This window comes from Caballeronia sp. DA-9 (assembly GCF_051615025.1).
Lineage (GTDB): Bacteria > Pseudomonadota > Gammaproteobacteria > Burkholderiales > Burkholderiaceae > Caballeronia > Caballeronia sordidicola.
The window spans coordinates 2,463,774-2,477,717 of record NZ_CP195133.1 but is presented as its reverse complement, the minus strand read 5'-3'; the positions used below and the strand labels follow the sequence as shown (position 1 = coordinate 2,477,717).

Here is a 13,944-nt window from a genome sequence, read left to right as displayed (position 1 = left end):
AGTTGTCAATTGACAACCTTGGGTGGCGCTGGAACGTCGAAACAAAAACTCGTTTTGAGTCGTGCTTTCGCCGGTCGCGTGCTTGCCTGCTCACATGACCGTGAACGTCACGCGCGTGCCGAAACCGGTTTCTCCCGGGTATTGGGCAGCAGGATGGTCAGGACTCCGATCAGCGGCAGGAAAGAACAAACCTTATAGACATAGTCGATGCTCGTCGCGTCAGCCAGATGGCCAAGGACCGCCGCGCCAATCCCGCCCATGCCGAACGCAAAGCCAAAGAACAGGCCAGCGACCATGCCGACCTTGCCGGGAACCAGTTCCGTTGCATACACCAGGATGGCCGAGAAAGCCGACGCCAGGATCAGGCCGATCACAACAGACAGCACGCCGGTCCAGAAGAGGTTGGCGAAGGGCAGCATCAGGGTGAAGGGCGCAACGCCCAGGATGGACACCCAGATCACGACCTTGCGGCCAATCTTGTCGCCAACAGGACCGCCTACGATCGTGCCCACGGCGACTGCCGCAAGAAACCAGAAGAGATGGACCTGCGCCGTTTCCACGGGCAAATGGAATTTGCTGATCAGATAGAACGTGAAGTAGCTGCTGATGCTCGCGAGATAGAAGTACTTCGAAAACGTGAGCAGCATCAGGACCGTCATGGCGATCATCACCTTGTTGCGGGGCAAGGAAGACACGACCGTGCTGCTACGCGCTTTCTTCACTGCGGGATGCCGCTGATACCACCGTCCGATATTGAACAGCACAATAATGGCGAGCAGCGCCGCCGCCGAAAACCACGCAATGCTGCGTTGCCCGTGGGGCATGATGATCAATGCCGCCAGCAATGGTCCGAGCGAGCTACCCGCATTGCCGCCGACCTGAAACACGGATTGCGCGAGCCCGTGCCGGCCGCCCGACGCCATGCGCGCCACGCGCGACGATTCGGGGTGGAATATCGACGATCCGCAGCCAACGAGCGCCGCCGCGATCAGCAAGACCGGAAAGCTTCCCGCCATCGACATCAATAACAGGCCGCACAGCGTGAATCCCATGCCGATTGGCAAGGAATACGGTTTCGGATGTTTGTCGGTGTAGAGCCCGACGAGCGGTTGCAATAACGACGCCGTGATCTGATACGTCAGCGTGATCAGGCCGATCTGTCCGAACGAGAGAGAGAACTCGCTCTTGAACATCGGGTAAATGGCGAGGATCAGCGACTGGATCATGTCATTGAGTAAATGCGCAAAACTGATTGCGCCCAAAACCGAAAATACGGTGCGGGGCGCCGCCGCGATTGTCGGACTGGCGGAACCCAATGAGGGCGCCGCGCCGAGCGCGCTTTTATCGATACTCGTCTGCATGGTGAAAGGCTGGGAGAAGTCTCGCGTTGCATTCGTTATCTACCTTGACGGCTGGTGGATAACCCGTTTACGTGATTTTAAAGTGTCCTCTATGCATTGTCCGGCCAAGTTTTGTCGCGATCCGGACACCGAACCCCCTCGATCTGAGGGTTTTCCATGCATTTTGCTCATCAAACATCGTTTTGTAACAAATGCGGAAAACTTCCCTAAAGAAGCGCGGGTTCGCGCCGTAGACCATTGATGTACTCGCGCTCGCCGCTCAAAAGGCGTCGGCCGCGCGATGCCAATCGACACTTGGGAATTCAATCGATGAAATTGTTCTCGCTGCGCGCAACCGCCGCTCGTTCTACTGTCAAAGCCGACGCGAAAGCGAGCCGCCGCTCGCTTTCCGTGAAGGCGTCGCTGCGGCTCGCTTTCGCGCTGGTGCTGATCGGCACGCTGGCGATCGGCGTGATTGCGCTCACGCAGATCAGCCGGCTCAACGGTTCGACCGACTCGATTTATCGTGAAGGGTATGTGGCGAGCCGCGCCGCCGAGGAATTGCGCGCCGCTGTCCTGCGCGCGAGCCGCTCGCAGAAGATGCTGCTGACCGCGACGACGGCAAAGGAGCGCGAGGAACTCGGCGCGGACGTCGAACATGCATTGGCGGATATCAGCGGCGAGCAAAACCAGTTGCAGGGTTTCGCCGATCCGACGGGCGACCAGAAGAAGCTCGCAACCGCGGTGGGCGCGTGGAGCCACGACTTGCGCGCGTTCGTGAAACTCATGAAGGAGCAGCCGCTCGATCTGTCGCAGATGAACTGGCAGGTCGGCATGCAGGACGTCTCGCTGCTGGTGGCAACGGGCAAGCTGGAGAAACTCGTCAACGTGCTGATCGCGCAGCGCGGGGCGGCGGCGAAAGCGACCATCGATACGGCTTCGTCCATCTATCACGCGTCGTTCGTGATGGTCGCGGTGCTGACGCTGGCGCTGATCGTGCTGGCTTTCTTCGTGAGCGAATGGGTCGTGCGGCGGCTGTCCAGGCAACTCGGCGGCGAACCCGTCTACGCCATGCAGATCGCAAGCCGCATCGCCGCGGGCGATCTGTCGAACCGCATCACCATCGCGAGACGCGACAACACCAGCATGCTGTACGCGCTTTCCGGCATGCAGTCGGGTTTATCGACGACCGTTGGCGAAATCGCGGCCAGCGCGGAAGCGATCGCGTCGGCGTCGGGCGAAATCTCGCAAGGCAACGTGGACCTGTCGCAGCGCACCGAGCAGCAGGCCGTCGCGCTGGAGAAGACCGCGTCCAGCATGGAGCAGTTGACGTCCACGGTGCGGCAGAATGCCGAGAACGCGAAGCAGGCGAGTTCGCTTGCGCACAACGCGTCGGAGATCGCGGAGAAAGGCGGCGAAGTCGTCGGCCGCGTGGTCGCGACCATGGAGCAGATCAACGCCAGCGCGAAGAGCATTGGCGACATCATTGGCGTGATTGAAGGCATCGCGTTCCAGACGAATATTCTTGCGCTCAACGCAGCCGTGGAAGCGGCGCGGGCGGGCGAAGAAGGGCGCGGTTTCGCCGTTGTTGCGGGCGAAGTGCGCAATCTCGCACAACGGTCGTCAGCGGCGGCGAAGGAGATCAAGGGCTTGATCCATACGTCGGTCTCGCGCGTCTCGGATGGCTCCACGTTCGCGCACGAAGCCGGCGCGACCATGGACGAAGTCGTCAGGGCCGTGAAGCGCGTGACGGACATCATGGGCGAGATATCGGCGGCGTCCGCCGAGCAAAGCAGCGGCATTGAAGAGATCAATCACGCCGTTACGCAAATGGACGCCGGCACGCAGCAAAACGCCGCGCTGGTCGAGCAGGCCGCGGCCGCGGCGCAATCGCTCGACGATCAGGCACATGCACTGAAACAACTGGTCGGAAAGTTTCAGCTCAAGTGAGGGTTTGCATCCATCGAAAGAACGCGGGCTTGCCTGAACGCACGCCTTCGTTCTAGAATTCGCGGCGGGCGCGGCAGGGCGCCCGGTCTCGCGAAAGTGAAAGCACCTGTCACGCGTTATCTCTCATCTGGATAAACCGCAACGTTGAACCTTTAGCCGCAGCGAGAACGGCGCATTAAGGAGAAACGTCATGTGGTCAACATCCTGTCCCCGCGCTGGTCTTTTTGAAATCACCAACACTGAATTCCTTCGACGCCACGCGCGCCGGCTGCTTCGGCTTGCTCGCGCAGAGAGCACGAGCGCCGCGATGCCGGTCCTTCGGCGCCTGCTCGCCGCAGGCGCGATCCGCGATGAAACGCTGACGCAGTTGCACGAGAACCGCGCGCGGATCCAGCTCAAGCATGTGCTGAACATGCTGGCAGTCGAACTCGGACATTTCGGCTGGGACGCGTGCAAAGCCGTGGTGGACACGCAGGCGCCGGCCGTCATCGACAGATACCGGTTCGATGCCGGCGCGTTCGGCGACTACGAGAAGGTCTGGTTCGCAAGCGCCGCCGAAGGACGTGCGTGGCAGCGCGAGCATGGCGGGTATATCGTGGAGTACGGCGATCAGGCGGTGGCGATTCTCTGGCGCGAATGAGTGGTGAGGCAGGAGGGGCAATCGGCGCGCTTCGTGGCAGTTCTGTCCTGAGCGCGCCGACTAGATCAATTCCATTTCTTTCCAGTCGGCGTTACTAAAAAAACGGCTTAACTCACGCATTAGCTCGTTTAACGCCGCCATTTCCATCGACGTGATTTTTCGCACCTGCTGCGCTTGCGTCCAGTCGCCGTAAAGCATCGCCACCGTCGATCCGTTTGCTTTCACCGGCAGCAGGACAAACGCGTGGGCGTCGCCGAAAGACGATTTGAACCAGCGCGGCAGACGTGCATCGATACGCGGGTCGCGCGCATTTTCGATGAAAATTCCCACTGGATTCGAGATTGCCAGATGGAAGACGTCCGGCTCGAAAGCGGCTGGAAAACTAAGCGATGGCAATAGCGATTCCACGCCAGGACCCATTCCGAGCCGCGCGTGGAATTCTTCGTTGACCTGGCGTACGAACACCACCGTGCGCGAAAACGAAAGCCCCGCAAGCACGGCTTCGGCCGCGAGCGAAAGCACCGGAGCCAATGCGTTCCTGGAAGGCAGCGAGCGCAAGTCGTCAAGACTCGCCGCAATCCGTGCTTCCGCCGATAACCCCGCGCGCGCGATCGCGTCAGCATCCGCGCGCAGTTCGACAATCTCGCGCATCACGCCGTCGTTCGTGTCTTCGTTCGCGAGCGCAAGGCTCATTTCGGCGAGCGTGGCGGCGTCTGTCGCCAGCGCGCGGCTATAGCGGTTCGCAATGTCGATCAGCGAATGCTCGCGATGAGACTCGTCGACATGTTGCGCCGTGAGCGCATCGGCGACTTCGGTGGAGTAGTTGGTGACCGCCTGCAGCCAGCGCACGTGGCGCGGCGTTTTTTCATCGATGGGCAGAAGCGGATCGCGCGTCAGCATTCCCGTGCGGATGGTCTCCGGCAAGCGCCAGCGGTCCGCCGCCTCGATGCCGATTTCCTCGAACGTGACACCAAGGAGCGCGCTGCACGCGAGGTTGTCGCTGATCTTCTCGGCAGCAGCCTTGCGGCGCAACTGATCCCATTCGGTCTCGAGATAAAACGCCACCAGCAGCTTGCCGATCTGCCGCATCAGCGTACAGACCACCGCTTCCTCCGATGCCCGGAATTCGCTGCGCTCGGTCACTTGCCGCGCGACCGCGCCGGAGAGCAGCGTGCGGTTCAGTTCGAGCTTGGCGTCGATGCGGCGCGGCGCGCTGTGATGAAAATGGTCGACGAGCTTGAGCCCGACCACGAGATGGCCGACCGCGTCCATGCCGAGGACCATCAGCGCGCGCGTGACGGTCGTGATGTTGCCGCCGAACGAGATGTACATCGCGGAATTGGCGAGCCTCAAGACCTTCTGCGTCAGGCCGAAGTCGGACAGAACAACCTGGACGAGGGCGGTGAAGTCCAGGTCGTCGTCGCTCATCGCGGATACCGTGGTGCGCAAGGCCTGCGAGAGCATGGGGAAATCCCCGCGCTCGCTCATTCGCGCCCATAGTTTGTCCAGTAATTCGGCTTTGGTATTGCTTGCCATGCGATTGGTTTAATGCCTTGCAGGTTCCAGTCCGGTTGGCTGAGCCAGATTGGGTTATGCGCGTAGCCGGTGATCAGGCCAGCGACGCGCCTTCAACTCAGCCGAAGTGTAATGCGCGGAAAAAAGCGAATGTAAGTCTCGTGCGTAAATCCCGTTTTAAATGCCGCCTATCAGTCGTTTAACGGCGTATTGGCACACAAGCTTTACAGCAAACGCGCCACTTGTCACAGGACGTGACGGTATCTCATAAAGCAGCCTGGAGAAAGAGCGATTTGTCTTCAAAGCAACGCTTCAGTTCGGCGGCGGGGAGCGCCTTGCTGATCAGCCAGCCCTGTATTTGATCACATCCCATTTCAATCAGCAGATTACGCTGGGCTTGCGTTTCCACGCCTTCTGCAACCAGTTCCAGGCCGAGGGACTTGGCCAGTCCGACCACCGCCGTGACGATCGCCCGGTTATTGCGCGAAGTCAGCAGGTTTTCGATGAAGCTCCGGTCAATCTTGAGCTTCGAAAGCGGGAAACGCTGCAGGTAGGAGAGGCTTGAATAACCCGTGCCGAAATCATCGACGGCAAAGTGAATGCCGAGCGCCGCCAGCGTTTCCAGCAGCAGCGTGGCTTCTTCGGGATCGTGCATGAGGAGGCTTTCGGTGATCTCGAATACCAGCCGGTGCGGATCGAGTCCCGTCAGTTCGAGCGCATCCTTCACGTTTTGCGTAAAACGCTTGTCGCGGAATTGCTGCGGCGACACGTTCACGGAGACGTAATCGAGAGCGATCCCGTCCTTGTCCCATTGCACCAGTTGCATGCAGGCCGCCTTGAGCACCCAGTTGCCGAGATAGTTGATCAGGCCGATCGATTCCGCGAGCGGGATAAAGGCAGCCGGCGGCACGAGGCCATGCACCGGATGTTGCCAGCGGATCAGGGCTTCCACGCCAACCACGCCGCCGTGACGGCTTTCGGTGATCGGCTGGAAATGCAGCGCGAATTCGCCGTTGCGCACGCCTTCGTACAGATCGGCTTCCAGGTTCAGACGCTCGGCGTTGCGCGGATCGTTGTCGGGCGCGTGAAACACGACGATGTTGCCGCCGGAGCGCTTGGCCTGGGCCAGCGCATGATCGGCCATGCGCAACAGGTTGCTGCCGGTATGCTCGACGGCATCGGGGAAAATGGCTGCTCCAATGCTCGCCGACAAATGCGTGTGCTGTCCACGATAAAGATACGGCTGCGCCACTGCGCTCAGCAGCCGCCGGCCAAGGTCTTCGGCCGCCGCAACCGCTTCGGCCGCCGTGCCGGCCGACAGCACCACGGCAAACTCGTCGCTCGACACGCGCGCCACGCGCTCGCCCGCGCGTGCCGCATGTTGCAGACGGCGCGCGGTTTCGCGCAGCATGTCGTCGCCGGCGTCGTAGCCGAGTGCGCGGTTGATGCGCTGGAAATCGTCGATATCCACGCGCAGCAGCGCCGCGTGTGTTTGCGTGTGAACGGCTTCGGCCTGGGCTGCGTCGAGCGCTGCCTGAAGGGCAGTCAGGTTTTCCAGCCCGGTCAGCGGATCGTGATTGAGTGCATGCCGTAATGTGGCTTCCGTGTCGCGCCATCGCGACATCTCGAATGCGGCGACCGCAAAGCCTGCGGCGCCGCGGCTGGGCGACAGAACCCGCACTTCCACGAAGATCGGCGTTGTCAGCGACTTCAGCAGATGCAGCGTCGCGGTCTCGAGTCTGCCGCTTTGCCGGGCGCGGGCGACGAGCGCATCGAGTTCGTCGATTTCCTCCGACGGCACGAGTTCGTGCAGCGTCAGCGAGCTCAGATAGTCGTGGTGATAACCGAGGAACTCGACGCTTCTCTCCGACACATAGGTGACCCGCAGCGACGCGTCCACTTGCGCGAGAAAGTCGACGGCGCCGAGCGTGGCCTCAGCGGGAGCGTCCGACGCGACCGACGTCCGGGCTTGCTCGCTGCGCGTTGCAACGACCTGAGCGAGCCGCGCCGCGTTGTGCGGTGCGTGCGTGAGAGACTCCGGCAGTGTGTTGCGTGTGGCGAGCGGCGCTGCATCGACGGTGGCGAGTTTGGGATTGCAAATACCGTGCGTGGCTGCGACCAGCGTTGCGGCGATCCGGCGCACGGAGGCGCGGGTTTGGCCAGCGACGGCGAGCCATGCGTTAAAGCGCTGAGTGCGGGTCCGTTTTACTTGCATGTTGTTTGGGTTTGGCCTGTCAGGAACGCACGCACGGCATGTGAAAAGCGCGGCGCGCGTTGTCCGGCGAGCGCGCCGCATCGAGGTGCCGCAAGGATGACTGGCGATGCTGACACAAGCCGCCAGACGTTCCAGCGGCCGCGAACCGGACGTGTTCTTTGCAAGTTAACGGTTAGGTCGCCAATTTCTTTAGAAGAATGCCCGCGCGCCCGCAAGCCTTCACCCCGGCGGGTTTCACGCCATTTGTCGCTATCCCGATTTGCGGTAGAGTGCGGCTTGGACAGGTGTGAGTCAGCGGGTCGGATATGCGCTCTTTCGAGCGATTTTTTTCCACCGGCTCGAGCATCTTTCATCATTATTCACTGTCATTCAGTTGCTACCGTTCCATTTGCCGTACGCCATGACCGTGTCCCCAAGCCGATTGTCACAGCCGGAGCACAATCCCGGCACCGCCTGCCCCAGCACCGTGACGCGCCAGTTCGCGGCGCGCGCCCGAGGAGGCTTCGAATGGCGCTGCGAGCGGGTGATGCCGGATGAAGTTATCGGATCGTTCAATGCCGCCGGTTGATCACAATCCGCCGCAAGACAGCCCGCAAGGCGCCGCTGCAACAGGCGACCCGGCCGGCTTGTCCGCGCTGCTGGAACCGGAAAGCGTGTATCTGGGCCGCCAGCCGATCATCGATCGCAAGGGCGCGCTGCATGCTTACGAACTGCTGTTTCGCGACAGCCCCGACAATCGCGCGCGCATTTTCGACGACGTCCAGGCCACCGCCCATGTCGTGGCCCGGACGGTGGGCGAGATCGGCCTGGCGGCGGTGCTGGGCGACCATCGCGGGTTCGTGAACATGAATCGCGACCTGTTGTTCGATGACATTGTCCATATCATGCCGCCCGAGCGCTTTGTGCTTGAAATCCTCGAAACCGTCACCTTCGATGCCGGGCTGTTCAAGCGCTGCGAGCAATTGCGCGAGGCAGGCTTTCAGTTCGCCCTCGACGACGTGGTTGCGTTGACCGAGTCGTTGCGCGAAGCGCTGCCTTACGTGGATTACGTCAAGGTCGATTTTCTCGCCGCCGATCGCGCGGGTATTCCGGAACTCGCGGCCACGCTCAAGCGTCTTGGCAAGACGTTGATTGCAGAAAAGATCGAGACCCATCAGGATTTCGATGAAGCCGGAAAGCTCGGTTTCGACCTGTTCCAGGGTTACTTCTTCGCGCGCCCGCAAGTGCTGGTCACGCGCCGTTCCAATCCTTCGCGCACCGCGCTGCTGCGCCTGCTCGGCGTGCTTTCCGGCGAACCCGGCATCGCGGAACTCGAAGCCGAACTGAAGCGCAATCCGAATGTGGTCGTCCAGTTGCTGCGCCTCGCCAACTCAAGCGCGTTCAAGCTGGCGCGGCCGGTTTCGTCGCTGCGTGAGGCAATAGTTGCGACCGGTACGCGGCAGATATCGCGCTGGACCCAGTTGCTGCTATACGCCGACGGCCGTCATTTGCCGTGGCGTTCGGACCCGCTCGTGCAGCTTGTCGGCACGCGAGCGCGGTTCATGGAGCTTGCGGCGCGCGCCTTGCGGCCATCGAAAGAAGAATTCGCCGATGCCGCTTTCATGACCGGCATATTTTCACTCGTGCATGTGGTGGTGGATTTGCCGCCTGTCGAGATCATGCAGTTATTGAAGCTGTCGAAAGAGATATGCGACGCAATCGTCGATGGCCACGGCGCGCTCGGCGCGTTGTTGCGGATCGCGCAGGCGGCCGAGCGGGGCGATGCGCCAGAACTGGATTCGAGTATTGGCTCGGACGCGGAGTTCGGGGTGTTGACGCCGGCTGTGCTCGCCCAGTTGCAGTTCGAGGCGGCCACGTGGTTCAGCGCGCACCGGATGGAGTAAGGTAGGCTGGCGGGATGGCCTGCTTGCATGCATTTTGTGGCTCAAATGAAAGACCCAATCAAAAACGAAGGGAGTCTCATGAAGCGAAAATTTGCGGGTAAGTTGCTGGGTTTATCGCTGGGTACTGTGTTTGCCGCGTATGCCCTGGTTGCCTACGCGACCTTGAAGCCAGGCGACCAGGCGCCGGTTTTCACCACGCAGGCATCCATGGGCGGCAACGTCTTCGATTATTCGCTCGCGAGCGCGTTGAAGAAGGGGCCTGTCGTCCTGTACTTCTATCCGGCTGCGTTCACGAAGGGTTGCACGATCGAGGCGCATGAATTCGCCGATGCCGTCGATGAATACAAGGCGCAGGGCGCGACTGTGATCGGTGTGTCGCATGACAATATCGACACGTTGAAGAAGTTCTCGGTGAGCGAGTGCCGCAGCAAGTTCCCGGTTGCCGCCGACGCCGACTCGAAGATCATCAAGCAATACGACGCGTCCATGCCGCTCGTCAACTCAATGGCGAATCGCGTTTCGTACGTGATCGCGCCCGACGGCAAGGTGATTTACGAGTACACGAGCTTGTCGCCGGATCAGCACGTGGCGAACACGTTGCAGGCGTTGAAGGACTGGAACGCGAAGCACAAGACGCAGTAGTTCTTTGCATTCAAGGTGACTTGCCGATGCCGATTATCGTTGCACTCGTTGTTCTCGTGGCCGTGATCTACGGCGCGTTCTGGTCGTTTCATGCAATATCGGCGGCGTTTGGCGTGGCAATTGCAGTGGGCGCCGCGATCGTGGCGGGGTTGATCGTGGTGGCCATTGCGGCGTATTTCTGGTTCCGGTGGAAAGAAGTCGCACCCAACGCCCGCGATGGCGACTGGACGCACGAGACCAAAGGCGATTGGGGCGGCATACGGGTCGCCGCGGGCAAGCGCTTGTGCGAGGTGCGCCTGGGTGAGCGCACCGGAATGTATATCTTTGCCGATTTGCGCGGCGCGCGCATGGAAGCGGGGTCCGCCGGGCGCCAGTGGCAGGTTGCGCTGGATGTGGATGACGCTGCGCAACCCAAGTGGATCCTGCCCATGGGCGACCGGCGCGAGGCGCACAAGTGGAGCCGGATTCTGCAAAAGGCCACGGACCAGAAGCTGTGACCTTTGTGCGCTTTGCATTGCTACTCGGGCGCGAGCGGGGAAAACTAGTGATATCCCATATCGCCGCGTACTTTCCCTCGAAAAACCCAGTACGACCAGACCACATAGAGCACGATCACAGGCAGTAGGAACATTGTCCCGATAATCAGAAACTGCTGTGAAAGCGGCGTTGTAGACGCATCCCACAAGGTCACCGAAGGTGGCGCAATGAACGGCCACAAGCTGATCACCAGCCCGGTGAACGCCAGAAAAAACAGCCCGATCGAACACATGAAAGGGACCACTTCGCGGCGCTTGCCCAACGCCGACCACAACGTCCAGACAAGCAGCACGGTCAGCACCGGCACTGGCGCGAACACAAAGCTCGCGGGAAAGCTGAACCAGCGCTCTGAAATCCGCGCGTCCTTGAGCGGCGTCCAGATGCTGATCAGCAAGATAAACGCGATGACGCCGAACAGCACCTTCCTCGCCATGCCGCGCGCCCATTCCTGCAGTTCGCCTTCGGTCTTGAGGACGAGCCACGTCGTGCCCTGCAATGCATATCCGAAGATCAGTCCGATCCCGGTCAGAAGCGGAAACGGCGCGATCCAGTCCCAGCTCGTGCCGGCGAAAACGCGGCCGTGTATGGGAAAGCCCTGGATGAACATGCCGAGCACCACGCCCTGCGAAAACGTCGCAATCAGCGATCCATAGCCGAACGCACCGTCCCAGATCCATTTGCGCGCGCCGATCACCTCGCGGAATTCGAACGCGACGCCACGAAAGATCAAGCCGAGCAGCATCAGCAGGATCGGAAAATACACCGCAGGCACGATGATCGAAAACGCCAGCGGAAACACGGCGAGCAATCCGCCGCCGCCCAGGATCAGCCAGGTTTCGTTGAAGTCCCAGACGGGCGCGACCGAGTTGATCATCAACTGCCGTTCGACCGGGTCGCGGCGCAGCAGGAACACCATCCCTACGCCGAGATCGAAGCCGTCCAGCAGCACGTACATGAATACGGCGAGCGCCAGGATGGCGGCCCACATTGGCACGAGGTCGAGCATCATGGCCTCCTGGCCGGTGGAACGACGTCGTCGGCGCTGACTGCCTTCGCCGCGCCGGTGCTGCGTGCCGCGCTTGCCGACGCTGCCGACAAAGGCCGCGCCGCCCGCGTCTCCGGTTGCAGCAGGTCGTGGTCGGTATCGGCGTGTTCGTCGGCGGGACCCGCGCGCACGAGGCGGCGCAGCAGGATGAACCCCGACCCGAAAATAACGATGTACGCGAGCACGTAGAGCAGCCACGATAGTCCGACATCGCCGGCCTTGAGCGATGGCGTGACCGAATCGCTGGTTCGCATCAATCCGTACACGGTCCAGGGCTGACGGCCGCTTTCGGTCGTGGTCCATCCCGCCAGCACCGCAATAAACCCGAGCGGCATGCCGTAGGTCGCGCAACGCAGCCAGCGCGGACTGGTCTCGAGCCTGCCGCGCGCGAACAGGACGATGCCCGAGAGTACGAGCACGAACATCAGCACGGCAATGCCGACCATGATCCGGAACGCGAAGAACACGACCGCGACATTCGGCCGATCCTCGCGCGGGAAATCCTTCAGACCCTGCACGACGCCGTTCGGATCGTGCGTGAGATAGATGCTGCCAAGCACAGGTATGGAAATCTCGAACCGGTTACGCTCATTGTCCTGGTCGGGAATCGCGAAGATCGCGGCGGGCACGCGCGCGCCTGTTTCCCACAGGCCTTCCATTGCGGCGAGTTTGGCGGGCTGATGTTCCCGCGTGTTGAGACCATGCATATCGCCGATAACCATCTGCACCGGCACCATGATCAACAGGAAAATCAGCGCCATCTTCGTCATCACGCGGCTTTCTTCGAGCGACCGGCGTTGCCTCAGGTACATCGCGCCCACGCCCAGGATCACGAACGCGGCCGTGACGAGGAAAGCGCTGACCGTGTGGCCGAGGCGGTACGGGAAGGAGGGCGTGAAGATGGCGTCGAAGAAACTGGTGACTTCGAAGCGGCCGTCGGGAAGGATCTTGTAGCCGCGCGGCGTTTGCATCCAGCTATTGACCGCGAGAATCCAGAACGACGAAATGACCGTTCCCGACGCCACGAAAAAGGCGGCCAGCACGTGCGCCCATTGCGGCACGAGCTTGCGGCCGAACAGCAGCACGCCGAGAAACGCGGCTTCGAGGAAAAAGGCCGTGAGGACTTCATAACCCATCAACGGGCCGATGACGCTCGCGGTGGCATCGGTAAAGCGGCTCCAGTTGGTGCCGAACTGGAACGGCATCACGATCCCTGACACCACGCCCATGCCGAAGGAAACCGCGAATATCTTCAGCCAGAACGCCGAAAGCCGCCGGTAGACGTCGCGTTTGGTAATCCACCAGAGCACTTCGAGCGTCGCGATAAAACACGAAAGCCCGACCGTGAAGGCGGGTAGCAGGATATGAAAGGCGATCACCCACGCGAACTGAAAACGGGACAGCAAAACGGCATCTAATTCCATGAACACTCCGCTTGAGAAGCTTCATATGGACTCGACCGGACAACGCTCGCACTTTTGTCACCCATGCAGGACCGGCGCTTTCCGTGTTTCTTTCTTGACCTTGATCTCGATATAGCGTCAATGCAGCGATGTCGGCTTACCGGTTTAGATTAAACCAGGTTTTTGTTAAACGACGATTTTATTTGCCAAACGTTATATAGATAAACATTCACCGATAACCACGCGATAAGCGCGTCATGGCCGCGATTTGTTTGTCGTTGATATAATTACGCTCTCATTACATGCCGCGTGGACGACCACGTGCGCATCTGTCACACCGGGGACGGCCCCATTTAATTGACGGGGAATGTCCATGTCGTGGTTCCTGTTGTTTATCGCCGGATTGCTCGAAGTTGCATGGGCGGCCGGTCTCAAGACTTCCGAAGGTTTTACCCGGCTGTGGCCGTCGGTCTTTACGGTCGTGACGGCTACTGGCAGCTTCGTGCTGCTGGCGCTGGCCATGCGCCAGTTGCCGCTCGGCACCGCTTACGCGGTCTGGACGGGCATTGGCGCGGTCGGCGCTTTTATCTTTGGCATTGTAATGATGGGCGAGGCGCTTACTGCGGCGAGGGTCGGGAGCGCCGCGTTGATCGTGATCGGGCTGATTGGACTGAAATTGTCGTCCGGGCATTGATCGCGGCGAACTTCACGATGTTTTTGCTGTGGTGGCGGCTCAAACAATCACTAAAACCGCCGTTAAACAGTCAATTCAGT

General features: G+C 60.8%; 12 protein-coding genes. 7 read left to right on the top strand and 5 right to left on the bottom strand.

Translation table 11 applies throughout. The features are described 5' to 3' along the window. Positions 1-107: 107 nt before the first annotated feature. Positions 108-1,361, bottom strand: a complete 1,254-nt coding sequence (locus ACRWA7_RS27610) for an MFS transporter (RefSeq protein WP_060858479.1) — start codon at positions 1,359-1,361, stop codon at positions 108-110. A gap of 309 nt (positions 1,362-1,670) precedes the next feature. Between ACRWA7_RS27610 and ACRWA7_RS27605 the strand changes: the two genes are divergently transcribed. Together ACRWA7_RS27605 and ACRWA7_RS27600 are read left to right on the top strand one after the other, a co-directional pair. Then, complete coding sequence (locus ACRWA7_RS27605) at positions 1,671-3,290, top strand: methyl-accepting chemotaxis protein (RefSeq protein WP_438393511.1); 1,620 nt, start codon at positions 1,671-1,673, stop codon at positions 3,288-3,290. Between the two features lie 307 nt (positions 3,291-3,597). Beyond that, positions 3,598-3,930 carry a hypothetical protein gene (locus tag ACRWA7_RS27600; RefSeq protein WP_438393510.1) on the top strand — a complete coding sequence of 111 codons (333 nt, stop codon included), beginning with the start codon at positions 3,598-3,600 and terminating at the stop codon, positions 3,928-3,930. 60 nt (positions 3,931-3,990) lie between these two features. On the opposite strand, the gene ACRWA7_RS27595 is transcribed toward ACRWA7_RS27600, so the two are convergent. Together ACRWA7_RS27595 and ACRWA7_RS27590 are read right to left on the bottom strand one after the other, a co-directional pair. Continuing rightward, positions 3,991-5,466 carry an HDOD domain-containing protein gene (locus tag ACRWA7_RS27595; protein WP_060858482.1) on the bottom strand — a complete coding sequence of 492 codons (1,476 nt, stop codon included), beginning with the start codon at positions 5,464-5,466 and terminating at the stop codon, positions 3,991-3,993. A 244-nt stretch (positions 5,467-5,710) separates the two neighbouring features. Continuing rightward, complete coding sequence (locus ACRWA7_RS27590) at positions 5,711-7,660, bottom strand: putative bifunctional diguanylate cyclase/phosphodiesterase (protein ID WP_438393508.1); 1,950 nt, start codon at positions 7,658-7,660, stop codon at positions 5,711-5,713. Positions 7,661-7,946: 286 nt separating this feature from the next. Here ACRWA7_RS27590 and ACRWA7_RS27585 point away from each other — a divergent pair, with 286 nt between their 5' ends. The 4 genes from ACRWA7_RS27585 to ACRWA7_RS27570 all read left to right on the top strand — a co-directional run bounded on the left by ACRWA7_RS27585 (position 7,947) and on the right by ACRWA7_RS27570 (position 10,682). Next, a complete protein-coding gene (locus tag ACRWA7_RS27585) occupies positions 7,947-8,228 on the top strand; it encodes a hypothetical protein (RefSeq protein WP_438393506.1) in 282 nt (93 codons plus the stop codon). Continuing rightward, positions 8,215-9,543: an EAL and HDOD domain-containing protein gene (locus tag ACRWA7_RS27580; protein ID WP_438393505.1), complete on the top strand. Its 1,329-nt coding sequence runs from the start codon at positions 8,215-8,217 to the stop codon at positions 9,541-9,543. The genes ACRWA7_RS27585 and ACRWA7_RS27580 overlap by 14 nt, the downstream gene beginning before the upstream one ends. Before the next feature lie 78 nt (positions 9,544-9,621). Then, entirely contained in the window at positions 9,622-10,185 is a 564-nt protein-coding gene (locus ACRWA7_RS27575) for a peroxiredoxin (RefSeq protein ID WP_060858483.1), read from the top strand. 26 nt (positions 10,186-10,211) lie between these two features. Beyond that, positions 10,212-10,682 (top strand): hypothetical protein, encoded by a 471-nt coding sequence (locus tag ACRWA7_RS27570; protein WP_438393503.1) that lies wholly within the window; start codon positions 10,212-10,214, stop codon positions 10,680-10,682. Positions 10,683-10,726: 44 nt separating this feature from the next. On the opposite strand, the gene cydB is transcribed toward ACRWA7_RS27570, so the two are convergent. Together cydB and ACRWA7_RS27560 are read right to left on the bottom strand one after the other, a co-directional pair. Then, entirely contained in the window at positions 10,727-11,731 is a 1,005-nt protein-coding gene (gene cydB, locus ACRWA7_RS27565; RefSeq protein ID WP_438393501.1) for a cytochrome d ubiquinol oxidase subunit II, read from the bottom strand. Next, the gene (locus ACRWA7_RS27560) at positions 11,728-13,191 is read right to left on the bottom strand and encodes a cytochrome ubiquinol oxidase subunit I (protein WP_438393500.1); all 1,464 of its coding nucleotides are present in this window, start codon (positions 13,189-13,191) and stop codon (positions 11,728-11,730) included. The genes cydB and ACRWA7_RS27560 overlap by 4 nt, the downstream gene beginning before the upstream one ends. A gap of 352 nt (positions 13,192-13,543) precedes the next feature. Here ACRWA7_RS27560 and sugE point away from each other — a divergent pair, with 352 nt between their 5' ends. Continuing rightward, positions 13,544-13,864, top strand: coding sequence for a quaternary ammonium compound efflux SMR transporter SugE (gene sugE / locus ACRWA7_RS27555; RefSeq protein WP_438393499.1), 321 nt, complete (start codon positions 13,544-13,546; stop codon positions 13,862-13,864). Positions 13,865-13,944: the final 80 nt, after the last annotated feature.